At 62.0% G+C, this 15,644-nt stretch carries 17 protein-coding genes and 2 pseudogenes; 4 read left to right on the top strand and 15 right to left on the bottom strand.

Features of this window, described 5'->3' with window-relative positions; genetic code table 11:
• Positions 1-23: 23 nt before the first annotated feature.
• The 4 genes from HAP54_RS18070 to HAP54_RS18055 all read right to left on the bottom strand — a co-directional run bounded on the left by HAP54_RS18070 (position 24) and on the right by HAP54_RS18055 (position 2,384).
• Positions 24-242 (bottom strand): hypothetical protein, encoded by a 219-nt coding sequence (locus tag HAP54_RS18070; protein ID WP_166302388.1) that lies wholly within the window; start codon positions 240-242, stop codon positions 24-26.
• 57 nt (positions 243-299) lie between these two features.
• Complete coding sequence (locus HAP54_RS18065; protein WP_166302385.1) at positions 300-596, bottom strand: GlsB/YeaQ/YmgE family stress response membrane protein; 297 nt, start codon at positions 594-596, stop codon at positions 300-302.
• A 210-nt stretch (positions 597-806) separates the two neighbouring features.
• Positions 807-1,124: a hypothetical protein gene (locus tag HAP54_RS18060; RefSeq protein ID WP_312022832.1), complete on the bottom strand. Its 318-nt coding sequence runs from the start codon at positions 1,122-1,124 to the stop codon at positions 807-809.
• Positions 1,125-1,175: 51 nt separating this feature from the next.
• On the bottom strand, positions 1,176-2,384 hold the full coding sequence (locus tag HAP54_RS18055) for a sensor histidine kinase (RefSeq protein WP_166302383.1): 1,209 nt from the start codon (positions 2,382-2,384) through the stop codon (positions 1,176-1,178).
• 293 nt (positions 2,385-2,677) lie between these two features.
• Here HAP54_RS18055 and hspD point away from each other — a divergent pair, with 293 nt between their 5' ends.
• Together hspD and HAP54_RS18045 are read left to right on the top strand one after the other, a co-directional pair.
• The gene (hspD, locus tag HAP54_RS18050) at positions 2,678-3,133 is read left to right on the top strand and encodes a small heat shock protein HspD (protein WP_166302380.1); all 456 of its coding nucleotides are present in this window, start codon (positions 2,678-2,680) and stop codon (positions 3,131-3,133) included.
• 71 nt (positions 3,134-3,204) lie between these two features.
• Positions 3,205-3,606 carry a hypothetical protein gene (locus tag HAP54_RS18045; RefSeq protein WP_414646203.1) on the top strand — a complete coding sequence of 134 codons (402 nt, stop codon included), beginning with the start codon at positions 3,205-3,207 and terminating at the stop codon, positions 3,604-3,606.
• A gap of 243 nt (positions 3,607-3,849) precedes the next feature.
• On the opposite strand, the gene HAP54_RS18040 is transcribed toward HAP54_RS18045, so the two are convergent.
• The 7 genes and pseudogenes from HAP54_RS18040 to HAP54_RS18010 all read right to left on the bottom strand — a co-directional run bounded on the left by HAP54_RS18040 (position 3,850) and on the right by HAP54_RS18010 (position 9,947).
• Positions 3,850-4,494, bottom strand: a complete 645-nt coding sequence (locus tag HAP54_RS18040) for a class I SAM-dependent methyltransferase (RefSeq protein ID WP_283843270.1) — start codon at positions 4,492-4,494, stop codon at positions 3,850-3,852.
• Positions 4,495-4,582: 88 nt separating this feature from the next.
• A pseudogene (locus tag HAP54_RS18035) lies at positions 4,583-5,041 on the bottom strand (malonic semialdehyde reductase); the annotation flags it as partial.
• A gap of 18 nt (positions 5,042-5,059) precedes the next feature.
• Entirely contained in the window at positions 5,060-6,496 is a 1,437-nt protein-coding gene (locus tag HAP54_RS18030) for an IS701 family transposase (RefSeq protein WP_166306603.1), read from the bottom strand.
• 149 nt (positions 6,497-6,645) lie between these two features.
• Positions 6,646-7,958 (bottom strand): annotated as a pseudogene (locus HAP54_RS18025) (IS1182 family transposase); the annotation flags it as partial.
• A gap of 57 nt (positions 7,959-8,015) precedes the next feature.
• Entirely contained in the window at positions 8,016-8,480 is a 465-nt protein-coding gene (locus HAP54_RS18020) for a RidA family protein (protein WP_166302372.1), read from the bottom strand.
• A gap of 186 nt (positions 8,481-8,666) precedes the next feature.
• On the bottom strand, positions 8,667-8,945 hold the full coding sequence (locus HAP54_RS18015; protein ID WP_166302369.1) for a hypothetical protein: 279 nt from the start codon (positions 8,943-8,945) through the stop codon (positions 8,667-8,669).
• Positions 8,946-9,314: 369 nt separating this feature from the next.
• Complete coding sequence (locus HAP54_RS18010; protein WP_166302366.1) at positions 9,315-9,947, bottom strand: TetR family transcriptional regulator; 633 nt, start codon at positions 9,945-9,947, stop codon at positions 9,315-9,317.
• Between the two features lie 94 nt (positions 9,948-10,041).
• On the opposite strand from HAP54_RS18010, the gene HAP54_RS18005 reads away from it, so the two are divergent.
• A complete protein-coding gene (locus tag HAP54_RS18005; RefSeq protein WP_166302363.1) occupies positions 10,042-10,707 on the top strand; it encodes an O-methyltransferase in 666 nt (221 codons plus the stop codon).
• Here the strand turns inward: HAP54_RS18005 and HAP54_RS18000 are convergent.
• The 4 genes from HAP54_RS18000 to HAP54_RS17985 form a co-directional block, all read right to left on the bottom strand.
• Positions 10,653-11,471: a tetratricopeptide repeat-containing protein gene (locus HAP54_RS18000; RefSeq protein WP_166302360.1), complete on the bottom strand. Its 819-nt coding sequence runs from the start codon at positions 11,469-11,471 to the stop codon at positions 10,653-10,655. The two genes, HAP54_RS18005 and HAP54_RS18000, sit on opposite strands and share 55 nt — an antisense overlap.
• Positions 11,468-12,046 carry a hypothetical protein gene (locus tag HAP54_RS17995; RefSeq protein ID WP_166302356.1) on the bottom strand — a complete coding sequence of 193 codons (579 nt, stop codon included), beginning with the start codon at positions 12,044-12,046 and terminating at the stop codon, positions 11,468-11,470. The genes HAP54_RS18000 and HAP54_RS17995 overlap by 4 nt, the downstream gene beginning before the upstream one ends.
• Before the next feature lie 27 nt (positions 12,047-12,073).
• Positions 12,074-12,658 carry a hypothetical protein gene (locus tag HAP54_RS17990; RefSeq protein WP_166302303.1) on the bottom strand — a complete coding sequence of 195 codons (585 nt, stop codon included), beginning with the start codon at positions 12,656-12,658 and terminating at the stop codon, positions 12,074-12,076.
• 112 nt (positions 12,659-12,770) lie between these two features.
• Positions 12,771-13,910 (bottom strand): patatin-like phospholipase family protein, encoded by a 1,140-nt coding sequence (locus tag HAP54_RS17985; RefSeq protein WP_166302300.1) that lies wholly within the window; start codon positions 13,908-13,910, stop codon positions 12,771-12,773.
• Between the two features lie 473 nt (positions 13,911-14,383).
• Between HAP54_RS17985 and HAP54_RS17980 the strand changes: the two genes are divergently transcribed.
• The gene (locus HAP54_RS17980) at positions 14,384-15,634 is read left to right on the top strand and encodes a hypothetical protein (protein ID WP_224741883.1); all 1,251 of its coding nucleotides are present in this window, start codon (positions 14,384-14,386) and stop codon (positions 15,632-15,634) included.
• Positions 15,635-15,644: the final 10 nt, after the last annotated feature.

The following is a 15,644-nucleotide window of genomic DNA, read 5'->3' as shown; positions in this document are numbered from 1 at the left end:
TAGCTCGAAGTCCTGCGGACCGATCAAAGGCGTGTCAGGATCTGGAGCTCCATCAATGCCATTCTTCGCAATATAGCGGGGTCTCGTTCGCCGTCCTTGGCGGTACGAAGAATCGTTTCCGCGATCGCCTGGACATGCGCGGAACTGACGGGATCCGGCAGCGAGGCAACCGCGCTATCCAACGCCGCTTTCATGATCGCAATCGTTTCAGGCGGAAACGACGCATTCGAGAAGTCTTTCATCTGGAATCGATCCCGGAGCTAAGTAACGCGGCAGACGGACGAGCCGCGGGCATTGGGTCACCCCCAACGGCCGCGCCATCTGCTTCCCCATCCACCGCCACCGCGGAGAAGCCGCACCACGAAGAGCAGCAGTACCGCACCGATGGTGGCGTTGATGATCGCGCTGATGATGCCGCTGCCGAGATGGATGCCGAGCCGGGGCAGCAACCAACTGCCTATAAAGGCGCCGAGAATACCGATGATCAGATCGCCGACGATCCCGAATCCGGTCCCGCGCACGATCTGACCGGCCAACCAGCCTGCAACGAGACCTACGAACAGTATGACCAAGAGGCTTTCGCTCGACATATTCATCTTGCTACCTCAATCGTTGGTCCGAATGACGTCCATCAGCGTAATCAGGTGTAGCGGTAATCGGTCATGCTCGCCTGCCAGTCTGATCCGCAGCCGAGCACCTATTTCCTCGCAGATCGCGGCGCTACACACTCGGTCGATCTGAATCGCATTGCGAGCTTCTGGACTGATCATCAAAATCTCCCGTTCGCCACATCTGCAAGCTGCTTACTAGCGGCGCGCCGTGACCAGGCGAACTTCGCGAACCATCGCCTCGCCGCCGTGCAGACAGTGGGCTTCAAAGCGAGGCCAGACCTGCTGCGAACAATTTCGCGCGACAGTCGGGAGTTCAAGCCGGTCCGACTTCGCCAGCACGGAGGTTTCGCCCGCGGCCACTTGAGGCGCAAACCCCGGCAAGGCAATAACCGCCGCTCCCAAGAGGCCAAATATGGCCAGGGACGTGAGAGAGTTGTTCATGTGAGGCTGCTGACTGTGGCTTATCGCCGATCCGGCTCGCTCGGGGATCATGAACATAACGGCGCGGTCCATGGGGAGTTCCCTTGACCACAACCTATATTTGAAAACTCCACGCCCGGTGGCTCAGCCCGTGTTCTCGTCCAAGGGCACGTCAAGCTGGATCATGACGCCTTTAGGCGTGTTGGACGTCACAGCAATGCGTCCCTCAAGTTGGGCGATCAGGCTTTTAATCACTTTGAAGCCGAGACTCGCCCGTGGCTGGTCGATATCGAAGTCCGTCGGCAGACCGATTCCCTGATCTGACACCTCCACACGCAAGTCGCTGCCGTGCAGTTTGCCCGAAACACGAATTTCGCCGGCCCCCTCTGGGTAGGCATGCTTGGCGGAATTAGTCACAATTTCATTGATCAGAAGGCCCAGCGGAATCGCCTTGTCGGCGGAAATCATCAGAGGATCGAAAGCGCAGCTTATCCTGTGCGCCACGGTTTCCTGCAGCTTCCGGCAAAGCTCGCCCGCAAAGTCGGCGATGTCAACAAAGCCGATCTTGTTGCTGCGCCATAAGTGGTCGTGGACCTGGGCAATCGTGGTGATGCGCGAAGCCGCGTCTTTCAGGGCATTTCGGACATCTTCCGACTCCGCGTTGCGCCCCTGCACGCGCAGCAGACCCACGACCGACGCCAGGCTGTTCTTGACGCGGTGGCTCATCTCGCGCGTCAGCATGGCCTGGTGGTCGAGTGCTTCCTTGAGGTCCGCGTCAGCATGTTGTCGCTCGATGGCAATACCGAGCAAACCAGCGAAGCCAGCAAGGAAGTCGGCATCCGCGGCATCGAACTGGCCGGGGTCGGCACTGTCGACCTCGAGAATACCGAACGGCACATTTCCCTCCCCGCCTCTCGCGATCAGGACATTGATCGCCCGCTTGATCCCGTGATCCGACAGCAGCATGGGCGTGCGAAAGCGTGTTTCTTCCTGAAGATGATTTGAAATCACCATTTGGCCGGTCTGGAACGCGTAGCCGGCGGGAGATTCCATATCAATCCCGAGCGACACCTGCCCGATCGTTCCGAGTGCCCAACCGACGCCGGCACGGACCAGCAGCCGCCTGTCGTCAGGCATATACTCGAGCACCTTAGCCAAGGATGTTTCGAGGCCTTGGGCACAGAGTTCGGTTGCGCGTTGCAGGATTTGTCCAATGTCCCGAGTCTGCATCGCAGAGCGACCGAACTCTCCAAGCAGGGACTGTTGCCGCAACCGGTAAGGTAGCTCCTCCCTGGTGAGATCGGCGGCAGCCGTGGGCGCCGATACCGACTCCTTCCCCGGTTGGGTGGGCATGAGTAGTCCCGTCAAATAAGAGGCTGCGGCGTGGCGGGCCGCACGGAAAACGTAGCACAGCGCCACCGCTGGGGGGAGACGATTTCCAGCCCCTAGGGGCCGACCGCAGCCGGCCGTTAGACGGATATTGAAAAATTTTCGGGCTCCCTCTTGAAACCAAAATCCGTTTTTTTTATTTTCCAAGTCGCCGCCGCAAGGTGGCTCCCGGGCGCCTGATGGGCCCGGGACCTGAGACGGGCACCGGTCGTGTCCGGTGCCGCTATTAACCATTTTGCTCCTAGGAGGATCTGGCTATGCGCACTTATGACTTCGCTCCCCTCTTCCGGTCGACCATCGGTTTCGATCGTCTTTTCGACCTCGCCGAAACCGCCCAGCGCGGCGCCGAGGGAGGCTACCCGCCCTACAACATCGAACGCATCGAGGAAGACCGTTACCTGATCACGCTGGCGGTTGCGGGCTTCTCGCCCGATGAAATCTCGATCACTGCAGAGCAGAACGTCGTCACCATCGAAGGCGGCAAGACCGAGAAAACCGAGCGCGAGTTCCTGTATCGCGGCATCTCGACCCGCCACTTCAAGCGGCGGTTCAACCTGGCCGACTACGTGCAGGTCAAGGATGCAGCCTTCGACAACGGCCTGCTCAAGATCGAACTGGTCCGGGAAATCCCAGAAGCCATGAGGCCGCGGCGGATCGCCATCAATGGCGCACAGCCGGCCAACGTGCATCAGATCGAGTCCAAGGCGGCCTGAGCGAACACCCTGCGGCGGCCCGGAATTGTTGTCTCGGGCTGCCGCCCCACTCGTCTTGAATGGAGGATACCATGCGGCCGACGACCGCCATCAAAGACAACGTATTTGACTTCCAGGCGCTGCTGCACCCCGGCACCGTCTTCGAACATCCCAAGGACGTGGTAGCGCATCCGGACCTGACGCTGGCCGAGAAGCGAGCGATCCTTGCTTCCTGGGCCTCCGATGCATCGGCGATCGCGTCTTGCCCGGCACTGCGCGCTCCGGCAGGTCTAAAGGCGCCAGTCAGCATCGACGCCATCTTGGAAGCCCTGTGCGACCTGGACGGCGGGCTTCGCCACCCGCCGGAAAGCCTGCAGACTGCGGTCCACCGAGCGCGCCATCGCGGCTTAGACCACGCATATGACGAAAGACTGTCAGGAGCGATGAAGATGACAGAGGAAATCTCGCCCGTTGACGTCACTCGCACTAGCTGATCGTCGATGTCCCGCGCACGTGCTTAGATGGAGCCGTCCAACGGCCACCTCTTTAACAGCTTGGATGGCTCCTTTGCGCCAGTACCGGCCGTTCGATACCCGACCGGACGAAGCAACGACTGGGTGAAGAAGACCTGCGCGCAGCGGGAGATGCTTGTGACCGCCGCGCGCCGGCAGACAGGTCGAGACGCGACAAGCGTGCCTTCCCGTCGGTCAGGTCGCACCAGTCCCTCCCGCGACCTATCAGGGCTTCGTGAAACGGTGGGCGAAGCGATCGGTCACACCCTTGATCGCGGGATCGAACACCTTCATCGAGTGCGGATCGTCCTTGTTCGCGAGCATGGTGCTCTCCGCGTCCAGTACGAAGCCGGCCGCCTCCACCTCCGCGCGAACGGATGCAGGCTCAATCCGATGCAGCGACTGGGCGTCGCCCGTACCCGCCCCGACGGCGGCGGTGTGATCGACGATGACGTAAGACCCACCGGGCTTCAGCCGCTCGTAGACGGCTCGATTGAATTGTGCCGCCGTCGCGCCCCTGGCCTGGATCAGCGCAGTGTGGAGATCGTGGTAGAACAGGTGCAACCACAGGACATCGGCTGGTTGCGTGACCTCCGGCATCGCCACGAGGTCCGCCGAGACGGCTTCGACATTCTCCCGGCCCGACTCCTTCGCAAGCGTCCGCATTCGGCCGACCGGATCGTTCTTGAAGTGGGCGACTTCGGCCGGCACGAAGCTGTAGACCCGTCCTTCGGGTCCCACGACGTCGGAGAAGAGACGGGTCCAGTCGCCGTCGCCTGGGTAAACGTCGATGATGGTGGCGCCGGCATCCACGCGCGCGAATCGGATTAACTCGGATAGCTTGAATTGGTCGTACATTGGGATCTCCATTACGTTTGGGAATTCGACGAGCGTGCGGGACGGCGATCCACGGCTCATTCGCCGTCGACCCCGAAAAGCTCACGCTAGACGGGTGGGCCTACGCCCAGCGACCGGCCTCCTCAAAGCTAAGGCGAGGGTTGCGTGGAAACACGGAAGCTGGATCGCCGTGACCAATGCTGCAAATGAAGTTCGACCGAACCCGCGTGCCCGAGAAGAACGCTTTATCCACGCCGGCGTTGTCGAAGCCGGACATGGGCCCGCAGTCCAGCCCCAACGCCCGCGCAGCGACGATGAGGTAAGCGCCCTGCAGCGTTCCGTTTCGCATTGCCGTCGCCTCGCCCACGCCTGGTGCCGCGAAATACTTCTGCATGACCTCGGCATTATGAGGCAGAAGCTTTGGTAGCTCGCCGGCGAAATCCAAATCGTGGCCGATGATGACCGTGACGGGAGCCTTCAGAATTTTGGGCTTGTTCGGCTCCGCGGCAAGCCCGGCAAGCGTTGCCTTTCCGTCGGCGCTACGCACCCAGACAAACCTGGCGGGGCTGCTGTTCGCGGATGTCGGTCCCCACTAGTCCTACTGCGTCACAAACGATGATCTGTCTAGTGGTCGAACTTGATCGCACAACAAGGACATCTCGACAGCGTTCGGACGAGCCCATGTTCGAGGCGCCGTCGCATCGTCGCGATCGAATTTGGAATGTGACGTTGGGTCCGCAGCGGCAAATCCGCGGGGTCTGTAATCTGCGGGAATGCGATCGAGCAGGATCGGCCGGGCGTGCCGAGTGCCTGAGGGGGGAATCGTCTCCCGCTCGGAGATCAGGAATCCGTAGGCTGCGATGCACATTGTTGCGTGATGATGAAAGCCGCGCCAGCCGCGTCCCTCGAAGTGGCCGAGCCCGACCTCCTGCTTGAGTTCCTGATAGTCGCGTTCGATGCGCCAGCGCAATTTAGCCGTCTCAACGAGAGTCCGGAATGCCACATCCTCCGGCAATGTCGAGAGCCAGTATTTGGTAGGCTGGTCCTCGCCTTTTGGCCATTCGATCAGCAACCATTCCTCCAATCGCCGGGTGGTTTGCCAATAATCACGATGCGCGGCACGGACCCGCACGCGGGCAAAGCGCGAGGTCAGCTTTTCGTTCGTTCCTTGCCGCCACGTGATGGTGCGCCAAGCTTTGGCCGGCAGGCCGATCGCGAGCGCCTTGACGGCGGCCGGCTGATGCTGACGGTTGCGGCGCATCAGTTTCGGTGGACGGCCGCGGCCCGACCATGGCTTCGGCGGCAAGGGACCGGTACCGGGCGCCCATACCGTTGTGCTCGACAGAAGACCCGCCACATAGGTCAATCCCAGCGCCGTGATCTCCGTGCGCAGGTCGCTGTTATTGCCATAGCCCGCGTCCATCAGTACGACACCGCGTGGAAGGCCGCTCGCGCAGGCCCACCGCAACTGCTCCAGCGCGATCTCCGGCTTGGTCCGGAAGCCAACTTCGGCAGGAATGCCCACCTTGCGCCGCCGATCGCAGTCCTCAGTCCATTCCTTCGGAAGATAAAGGCGATAAGCGACAGGCAGGCTGGCGTGGTGGTTGGCAATCGACAGTGACACCGCCACCTGACAATTATCCTGCTTGCCGAGCTGCCCGCAATATTGCCGTGCAACTCCAACTGAATGTCGGCCCTGCTTGGGAAATCCGGTATCGTCGATGATCCAGGCTTCGATGGGGCCCTGGCGTTCAATCGCCGGCAGGACCATCTCACGTACCTTGCCCAGCACCTTCTCATCCGACCAGGCGCCGCTGCCGACGAAATGCAGCAGCGATTGATGCTGGGCGGCCGTCCGTTCCGGAGCTGTCACCGCCGCCATCGACTCCACGCTCTTGCGACCGCCACAGGCCATCAGGCCGACGCAATAGTCGCGCAGCGGCGCCTTCCGATCAGCATGACCGATGACACTGGCAAGCCCTTCCAAATACGTCGCAAATCGCTTCTCGCTCGTCTTGGTGCCACGCCCGCTCATGTCGGCCTCTCGACTGATGGTCCGTGCTTCATCCATCGCTGATTCTGGCCGGCGGTTTTGTGACTCAGTCAGACTAGGAGCCCGTCCAGATATGTTTTCGTGACGGGCATTTGTTGTAGAGTAGCAGGCTCAGGCTGCGTTTGCGAGGTTGACAGCTTGAGGAGGTTATGGACGGTGCAGATCATTGTCCACTCGGCGCGCACTTTCTCGATGCCCCGCAACAGGAACTGGCGGAAGCCTCTTGCCTGTTTGATCTGCCCGAACACCGGCTCCACCACTTGCTTTCGCAATCGGTAGGGTGTTTCGAAGCCGCCATCGTCGATCTTCTTTCGCATGGCCTGTGTCAGCGGGCCGCCGACTTTTCCGTTCGCTACTGTCGGGTGCTTGGCGCGTCCGGGCGCGACATAGCCATCGATGCTGCGTGTGTCGAGCGCTTCGAGATTGGCTTCGCTGCAGTAGCCGGAATCCGCTGAGGCCTGCCGCGGCTTGCGGCCAAGATTGCTCTCGATGGCCTCGATCAGGGGCACCAACTGGCCCTGATCGCTGCCGTGCTGGGTCAGTTCTTGCGCGACAATGATCTGGGCATGTGCATCGACGGCCGCCTGGGCATTATAGGCCTGAACGAAGCCATCCTTCGACTTCATGATGCGGCTTTCCGGATCGGTGAAGTTGCGTTGCGCCTTGGGATTGGGTTCCTCCGATGGCAGCGCCGCCGGTTTGCCCGGCTTCTTGCGGCCTTCGCCTGGCGCTGCTGTTCCTTTTCGGCCTCGATGCGGCGCTCTTCCTCCGCCGCCAGTTTGGCGTCCGCTTCCAGCGCCGCCATCGCTTGCTGGATCTTCGCCAGCCGTTTCTGCTTGTCGACGGTCCAGTCCGGCAGTTCGTCGCTGTTGCCGAAAGTCTCATCCTCCGAGGCATCCGCCGCCTCGGCGGCCGCCAGCATGCGAGCGACCTCGGCCTTCAATTCCGCCTCGCGCTTCTTCATGCGCTCATAACTCATCGCCTTGTGTTTCGACGCGTTCGCCTTGATCTTCGTACCATCCAGCGCGACATGACCGAGCTTGACCAGCCCGGCCGTCTCGCACAACTTCAGAACCTGCACGAATAGCGCGCCGAGCGCCTTCAAATGTCGCTTGCGAAAGTCGCTGATCGTCCGAAAATCCGGCGCATCCAGCGCCACGATCATCACAAAATCGTTCCGCTCCCGGCAGGCCTTGGCAATCCGACGCGACGAATACAGCCCACTCGCATAGCTATGCAGCAGCAGCGCCACCATCATCCGCGGATCAAACGGCGGCTGCCCAAGCCCGCTCACATAGCTGCCCATGATCTCCCTGAGATCGAGGCTCTCCCGCACCAGATCAACCATAAACCGCGAGACATGGCCTTTCGGCACGAAGTCCTGCACATTCGGCGGCAGAAGCAGCGTCTGATCGATGTTCCAAGGCCGAAAATACTTGCTCATCGCCCAATGTTGAATCAGACCCGACCAGATTTGAACAGCGACTATCCAGACAAGCTCCTAGCGCGCCAGCGCTGCGATCAACTCGACCTCGATCGCTGCGTTGCGCGGAAGCTGCGCGACGCCGACGCTCGTCCTGGTGTGCAGTCCGCGCTCGGGACCGAACAGCTCCATGATGAGCTCCGATGCGCCGTCGGCAACCGCCGTCTGGCCGCTGAAATCCGCGGCGCTGTGCACGAACACGGTGAGCTTCAAGATCTGCGTGACATTGTCGAGCGAGCCCAGATGCGCCTTGATCGCGGCCAATCCGCGGATCAGCGCCAGCCGTGCACCCCGCTTGGCGTCTTCCAAGGTGACATCACGGCCGACTTGGCCGACGACATGCACCTTGTCGCCGTCGCGCGGAAGCTGGCCGCTGACATAGATGGTGTCGCCGTGGACCACCACCGGCGCATAGGCGCCGCCGGCCGCCGCCGACATCGGCAGCTCGATGTTGAGTTCGTGCAGACGTTGCTCAAGCTTCACAATTGCTTGCCAGCGAACTGGCCCTCTTCTCGGATTGCGACGGGACCTCCGCCGGGCGCCCCTGATAGCCGAGTTCGGCGTGAAGCGGTACCGCGATCATGCTCTCGGAGCAATTGCGCCGGCGGCTCAGCTCCTGCCGGCCGCGCTCAGCGTCATCGCGATCAGATCGCTTGCCATTGGGCAGTGTCAGCAGCCGCGGCAGATGGTCTTGAGCTTGGCGTTCAGTTTTGCATTTTCATCAGCAAGCATCTCGACGACGCTGCCACGCTTGGCCGACGGATCCGATAAGGCGGTCTTGCCCTTGTCCGGACTTCCACCCGTGATCGCGGCAGCCTTGTCATAGCAGGCCAGCCGGTCATTGGAATTGCTGATCGCCGAGCATCCGGACGTTTGAGCGGCGGCGCCGTGGCAAGCAATAACTTGGCAGGCAAGGATGAGAAACGCGGCGAGAGGAAGAAACTTCATCTGAAAATCTCCGTCGGACATCATCTGCCAGCGATTGGGGCTGCACGTTGCGACACGCGTCGAGCCAGCCCGCAAGGCGTCAGTGACCTTCCTCATAGGGACGACCGACCAACGACCCGTTGCGTAACATACCCGGCCGAGATCGAGGAAGAATATTTGCCGCGATCTGACGCCGCGCTGCGCGCCAGGTCAGTTGCGAAGCGGAACTCCGCTTATGAAGTGTTTCACCCGGGAGACGACGCCTGGCGGGGATTGTCAATGGACCGCTAAGGCGGCGGTTGAAGGACAGCTGCGAAGGATCCGGGTTGGGCACCACGCTTCGCCCTGTCGGGCTACGCGTGGCGCGGCCGCGGCGCGATGGCAGACGCCTCAGCGTCGTCCAAGGCTCCTCAGATACGCGCAGAACATGTCGGCCATGGCGTCGGCGTAGGTCTCGATCTCCGCCTGCGTTCGCGGGCTTTCCGAAAAATCCTTGCCGACCGTGCTCAGCGTCGTCGCGATCAGATCGCCGGCCATCGCGCGCACCGCGTCGGACGCCTTCGGCAAGGCCGCGCGCATGAAGGTCTCGACGATGCGCTCGCCCGACGTCCGCGCCTCGCGCGCTTCCGGCGCATCGCGATAGAGCGGCGCGGCGTCACCAAGCGCGACGCGCACCGCGGCCTCCTCGCATTCCGAGCGGACGAAGGCGTGCACCAGCGTGCGCAGCCGGTCGAGTGGCGGCCGTTTTGCGTCCTCGAGGATGTCGCGCAGCAGGGTCGTGGTCTGCCGCCACTCGTCGCTCTGCAGCCGGAACAGGATCGCCGCCTTGTTCGGAAAATACTGGTACAGCGAGCCGACGCTGACGCCGGCCCTCTCGGCCACCCGCGCCGTGGTGAAACGCTGCGCCCCCTCCTTGGTCAAAACCTGAACAGCGGCATCGAGAATCGCCGCGACGAGCTCGGCCGAGCGGGCCTGTTGCAGTTGTTTTCGCGAGGAAATTGAAGAGCTTCGGCGCTCGGTCATGGACTTCCTGGGGAATGCGATTAGCGAATGCGAATGATTATTCTTATTTCTGACGGGGCGCAAGGACGCGCCGCTTTCAGACCGGAGACCCGATATGACCACCCTCATTTCACCTGAGCTCGCGGGCCTGCTCGATCGCCTGTTCGAGCAGGCTTCCGCCGCGCAGGAAGAAACCCAGCTCGCGGTGGCTGACCTCACCGCCGAGGAGCAGACGCGCCTGATGCGGAGCAAGACCGATTACCGCGCGCTCTATAGCCGCCTCAACAACGTGCCGCTCGCGGTCTCGCGCGAGACCGGCGCGCTGCTCTACATGCTGGCGCGCGGCAGCGGCGCGCGCAGCATCGTCGAGTTCGGCACCTCGTTCGGTATCTCGACCCTGCATCTTGCCGCCGCGCTGCGCGACAATGGCGGCGGGCGGCTGATCACCAGCGAGTTCGAATCGTCCAAGGTGGCGCACGCCCGGGACAATCTCGTCGCCGGCGGCCTCTACGACCTGATCGAGATCCGCGAGGGCGACGCACTCCGGACGTTGCGCACCGATCTGCCTGATACGATCGACCTCGTGCTGCTCGACGGCGCCAAGGCGCTCTATCCCGAGATCCTCGATCTCGTCGAGAGCCGCCTCAGGCCGGGCGCCTTCGTGGTCGCCGACAACGCCGATGACAGCCCCGACTATCTGGCGCGCGTGCGCTCGCCGGCAAGCGGTTATCTGTCGGTGCCGTTCGGCGGCGACGTCGAGCTGTCGATGCGGCTTGGCTGAGGCGGAGGCCCCGGCGGCTCGTCGGGCCCCTTGATCTGGTCGATGATTGCGGACAGCCGCGCCCGCTTCGCGGCGTCCTCAACATACAAGACGCTGGCCCTGAGATCGCGAAGAACGCTGCGCACTTTCCATTTCACCTGACCCTCGGCAATCACCTCGGTGGCGAGTTTGTCAGCCTTGTCGGGATCGCCGAGATCGAAGGCCGCGGCAAGCAGCGTCGGGCGCAGCCATTCGTCAGCGACATTCAGCCGCCGGGCACGCTCGCACGCGGCGATCGCAAGCCTCACCGTCGCCTGCGCGCGATCCTCGTCACCTTCCGTGCCGCGCGCACGATAGAGACGGGGCAGGTTGCTGGAGCAATAATAGGCGTTGAGATCGAGATCCATTCCCTGTTCGTAATACTTGATGGCCTCGGCAAGATACGTGACTCGTTCGTTGGCCGCAGCATCGTCAGCGAGACGCTTGTAACGGCCGCCCATCAGACCCAGGCGCTCGGGCGTCGGTCCCGCGAGGTCGATCAACGTTTCAAGCTCGGCGATGGCCTCGATGTGGTTTCCCACCTGGGCCCCCGCAAATGCGCGGTTCTCCTTTACTTCGGGCTCGTCAGCAAAGCAGTCCGGAAGGTTCTGCGTGAAGTCGAGCATAACATTCCAGTCGTCAGTATCGATGACGCAATCGCGCAGCAGCAACAACAGAGCGAGGGCCTTCGCATAGCTTGCAGGCGGATTTCCCTCAGCGGCGATCAACGCCTGCGCCCGCTTCATGCGCTCAGCCGCGGGCGCCGCGCGCACGGCCGTACCTTGGTCTGGAATGCGGCTTGCTCCGCAAGCTGGCCCCGCGTCGTTACAGCCTTGCGTGGATCGACTTTGTCGGGATAGCCCGGGATCGATTGGTGCATCGGCGAGATGCCGTTACGGCGGAATTCGATTTCCCCCTTGATCGACGCCTGGAACGCCGCGGCGGTGCCGGGGTTGATGTCACCTTCGGGCAGCGGATAGCGGACAGTCCGCATCTGCGCGACATCGAACAATTGCTTCGACCATTCCGCCGCGAGCAGGACGCATCCGGTCTTCTGAGCGGCGTGGCGGATCCCGACTTCATAATAGACGTTTCCGTTCGGAATCGTCATGTCGGCCAGCACGAGATCGGCGAAGTATAGGCGCTCCAGCATTTCGCTGATGATCAAAGCGCTCGTGTCCTGGTCCGCGCGCACCGGCTCGTAGCCCAGATCCTTGATAACCGGAACGTAGCCGCGATCCCAAAGCGCATTGAAATCGATCTCGGCCGGTCCGCGGCCCGAGTCATTCTGCGTCGCCCTGCGACCGTAAGGCATGATCATGAAACACGACGGCATCTTGCAAATCCTTCAGTCCCATAATTTTCGTGTATCCAGCCAGTAAATCCACGCCGTCCTGCGCCCCGCTTCCTCCATCAGGTGCTTGGCGCCGCCAGGACCATCGCCGCCCTCGCCGTTCCACAGGCAGATGAAGGCGATCTTTTCGCCGCCATATCGCGCGGCCCGCTCCAGCATCCATTGATTGTCGCGCTCATAGGCGTTCTCGCCGGCCGGCAGCGGCCCCAGCTCGTCGGGCATGACGTGGAGCGTCGCGCGCGATTTGGCCGCGAAATAGCGCGCGCGCCAGTTGCCGCCGGCGAAATCCACCGAACCGTCAAGGAAGGTCGGCTCGTCGAACGGAATATAGATCTCAAGCCGCATGCCCCGCGCGAGAGCCGCTTCGGCAAACAGCAGGTCGCCGCCGCAAGCGCCGCCGCAGATCGCAAGATCGCCTTCGGCCGCGCCGATCCGCGAAAGCGCATCGGCGATTGCAGCGGCGGCTGCCGGCTCCTTGTCCGGCGGGAAGCGGGGCGTTTTTCGATCTGGCGCATCGATCATGTGACCGCTGAAGAGAACCACCTTGTTTGGTGATCTGGCATCCTGCTCTGTGGCCATCGCGACACCTCGACTAATGATTGGATTATCGTGTCTCGGCGTCGAACTTAACTGAAGGCGATTTGATTGTCGAAACTGTCACTTGAGTGTTGGGATGCCGCTCCGCGCGGCATCAGGTGAGATCGAAGGCCGGCGGGAAGTGATCCGGCTTGACCTGCCTGATTGCTGCGAGTCGTCCGATGTCGGCGAGCTCGTCCATGTTGTTCGGGTTGTCCATCGCCGCGATCTTCACCAGCGCGTCCGGCGTCCGGTCGATGGCGACCGTCTTCTTCAACCAGTCGGTTTCCAGCAGCACGTTGTAGCGCGCATAGGTCGCGAGTTGCGGCCCGCTCTGGCTGTCGGCCACCATGTCGTCTACCGCGCGATCGATCATCCACGGCGTCAGGCAGTTCGTCAGCCATTGCAGCATGCCGTGATTATGCCGTCCGCAATCATCCATGAGCGATTGCAGCGACCGCACGCCCTGCTCCGCCGCCGGCATGTGGACGATCTCGTCCGTCGAGAATGTCGATTTGAACACGCCCGTACCGGCCGAGATCAGCAGGAGATTGTCCTTGCCCGTGTGCCAGCGAAAGCCATGGCCATGGAGTGCCGCGAGCATCAGGAGTTGCAGGGCCGGATCGTTGAACGGGCTGACGCCGCCGTCGACGAAGGCGCCGCTGACCGTGCTGCCGTCGCGCGCCGAGATCGTGATCTTCTGCGGTTCGAAATAGGTTGGCGCCGCGGTGCTGGCGCGAACCACCTCGGTCAGCCGCAACCCGCCATCCTGTTTGGCAAAGACCGCATCCGGATGGTTGTGCAGCGGCCAGGGACTGCCGGTGTCGAGCCGTTTGGTCATGATCATCAGGCCGGTGCGGATGCGATCGCTGCCGAGCGACGTGTCAGCGCCGAGTTGCGCGTCGAGCGCGTGCTGCAAGGCGTCGGCTTTGAATTTTGGCGCCAGCAGCCCGCGCCGCCAGAACGAACCCTGGAAGATGTCGGTGCCGATCCCGCGATAAAGCTTCTTCAAGGCGTCGACCGTCATCCCGCAGGCCAGTCCGGCCGCGATGATCGATCCCGTCGAGGTGCCGCCGATCAGATCGAAATAGTCGCACAGCAGCAGATCGTCCTTGCCGTACCGCTTGCGCAACATCGCTTCGACCGCGGCGAGATATTCGAGCGTCAGAATGCCGCGAATGCCGCCGCCATCGAGAGCCAGGATCCGCTTCGGTCCGGCGTCGCGATCGAAATGCTGCTGCTTGGTCTTCGGCATAATTGCCCCCGCGGAACCATGACGTCATGAAATGAAGCGATGCACCCAACTCGGCGCATCGGCTTGCTTACAATTTTAGTCATTCGATGCCGGAGCCGGACAATTTCGCGCGTCGGCTCTCCGCGGCAGTCAGCTTGCACGTGATACACCCTAAGGTATAGTGAGATATTTCACTGGCAGACGGTTTTTCTTTTTCTTGCCCGGCGATCGCGGATTTCAAAGACGGGATATCATTCCGTCCGCGGCGAGCCGCGGAATTTGGCCGACAAAGATGCGGCCGGCCGTCGCATAACATTCATGCAGATCGGGTTGTGCCATGCCGGATGATTTCTCGGTCTTTCTCAGCCATCGCGCCGAAGACAGATATCTCGCGCGTCTGCTCAAGGCGCGGCTCGAATATCTCAGCAGCCTCGACCGCCAGCGTCCGGTGGAGTGCTATGTGTGCGAGGAAATCCCGGGAGTGGCGCCAATGGATGATCGACAACACGGCCAGGGCCGACTGCCTGATCTTCATCCACACCAATGCCGAGCACAATTGGACCTGGTGCGCGTCGGAGATTTCGCAGTTCGACGGCTACAAGCGCGCGCTGAAGCTGATGTCGAAAGTGCTGTGGTTCTCGGTCGATAGTTCGCCGTCGTTTCCGATGCTGGCGGAGAACGAGTTCTACGGGATCGGCGAAGACGATGTGCGGCGGTTTCTCGAGGATCTGTTCGTGAAGCCGACCTTCGGTAACGTCCCGCTCAGGCCGCGACTGAATGCCAACCACGCCCGCGAGTTCAACGATGCGGCGAAGGACATTCACGCGCAGTTCATGCAGATCACCCGTCCGGAAGAGCTGTTTCGGCTCAGGCTGCGCATCGTGTTCAGCGACGAGCTGTCATTCCGGCAAAAGGCCGACTCGCTGGCGCCGCTCGCCCCTGCGGACCGCGCACGCGGATTCCTGAAGGATGCGAGACTTGAGGCGGACGCCGCCACCGTCACGCTGCTGTCCGGTCCCGACACGGCGGAGCTCGACTGGGAGGACCTGCTCCGCGCGCAAAACCGCTACGACAGCGGCGCCTGGCTCGACGAACTGATCAACTATGTCGCGAACTCGTTCGCCGACGTCGATATTGCAAGCCGCCGCAGCCGTGAACAGGTGCTGAGCCCGATATTCCGCGACCTGAAGCTTTATCAGCCGGTCATTGCCCGGCTCGAATATCTCGACAACACGCCGTTCTCGGTCGTCCTCATCTTCGTCCCGATGCCGCCCTTCAGCGAGGATCCCCGCCTGATGGTCGCGCAGAACATGCCAAAGGACATCGTCTTCCTGTCAATCCTGCTGCGGCTGGCAAGGCGCTTCCGCTGGTCATTTCTCGAACCCTTGTACAACGCGGTCGAGGGCATGGACGATGACGTCAACGCCAAACGATGGGAAGATCTGCTCGAGCGCTACCACGAATGCCTGGAGAATCTGGATTCGATCCTGCGGCAGAGCAATATGCGCGAGTTGGAAACCGTCGGCGACATCAAATCGGCGATCAACATCTCCGACGATGCGCTGCTGAAGGAGATGTTCAAGGATTGGGGGACGTTTCAGACCAGACTCGCGCAGGCCGTCGAGAAGAGATCGCCAGGCGACATCAGGCAGACGCTGGAGCCCTGGCTGAAGCGCAACAAGGACTTCATGAAACAGCTGCTTGTCGAAACCCAGGGCAGGGTCGAGAAGCTGCGGCCGATGTAACCCAGCCAAG

The organism is Bradyrhizobium sp. 2S1 (assembly GCF_011516625.5).
In the GTDB taxonomy this organism is placed as follows: domain Bacteria; phylum Pseudomonadota; class Alphaproteobacteria; order Rhizobiales; family Xanthobacteraceae; genus Bradyrhizobium; species Bradyrhizobium septentrionale.
The sequence above is the reverse complement of the archived record's forward strand: the minus strand, read 5'-3'. Positions and strand labels throughout refer to the sequence as shown.

Bases quoted from the DNA above. Each gene is read 5' to 3' on its own strand.
- HAP54_RS18065 (WP_166302385.1), bottom strand. From the start codon at position 596: ATGAATATGTCGAGCGAAAGCCTCTTGGTCATACTGTTCGTAGGTCTC.
- hspD (WP_166302380.1), top strand. From the start codon at position 2,678: ATGCGCACTTATGACTTCGCTCCCCTCTTCCGGTCGACCATCGGTTTC.
- HAP54_RS18045 (WP_414646203.1), top strand. From the start codon at position 3,205: ATGCGGCCGACGACCGCCATCAAAGACAACGTATTTGACTTCCAGGCG.
- HAP54_RS18055 (WP_166302383.1), bottom strand. From the start codon at position 2,384: ATGCCCACCCAACCGGGGAAGGAGTCGGTATCGGCGCCCACGGCTGCC.
- HAP54_RS18000 (WP_166302360.1), bottom strand. From the start codon at position 11,471: ATGAAGCGGGCGCAGGCGTTGATCGCCGCTGAGGGAAATCCGCCTGCA.
- HAP54_RS18070 (WP_166302388.1), bottom strand. From the start codon at position 242: ATGAAAGACTTCTCGAATGCGTCGTTTCCGCCTGAAACGATTGCGATC.
- HAP54_RS17995 (WP_166302356.1), bottom strand. From the start codon at position 12,046: ATGATCATGCCTTACGGTCGCAGGGCGACGCAGAATGACTCGGGCCGC.
- HAP54_RS17980 (WP_224741883.1), top strand. From the start codon at position 14,384: ATGATCGACAACACGGCCAGGGCCGACTGCCTGATCTTCATCCACACC.
- HAP54_RS18040 (WP_283843270.1), bottom strand. From the start codon at position 4,494: ATGGAGATCCCAATGTACGACCAATTCAAGCTATCCGAGTTAATCCGA.
- HAP54_RS18030 (WP_166306603.1), bottom strand. From the start codon at position 6,496: ATGAGCGGGCGTGGCACCAAGACGAGCGAGAAGCGATTTGCGACGTAT.
- HAP54_RS17990 (WP_166302303.1), bottom strand. From the start codon at position 12,658: ATGGCCACAGAGCAGGATGCCAGATCACCAAACAAGGTGGTTCTCTTC.
- HAP54_RS17985 (WP_166302300.1), bottom strand. From the start codon at position 13,910: ATGCCGAAGACCAAGCAGCAGCATTTCGATCGCGACGCCGGACCGAAG.
- HAP54_RS18015 (WP_166302369.1), bottom strand. From the start codon at position 8,945: ATGAAGTTTCTTCCTCTCGCCGCGTTTCTCATCCTTGCCTGCCAAGTT.
- HAP54_RS18060 (WP_312022832.1), bottom strand. From the start codon at position 1,124: ATGGACCGCGCCGTTATGTTCATGATCCCCGAGCGAGCCGGATCGGCG.
- HAP54_RS18010 (WP_166302366.1), bottom strand. From the start codon at position 9,947: ATGACCGAGCGCCGAAGCTCTTCAATTTCCTCGCGAAAACAACTGCAA.
- HAP54_RS18005 (WP_166302363.1), top strand. From the start codon at position 10,042: ATGACCACCCTCATTTCACCTGAGCTCGCGGGCCTGCTCGATCGCCTG.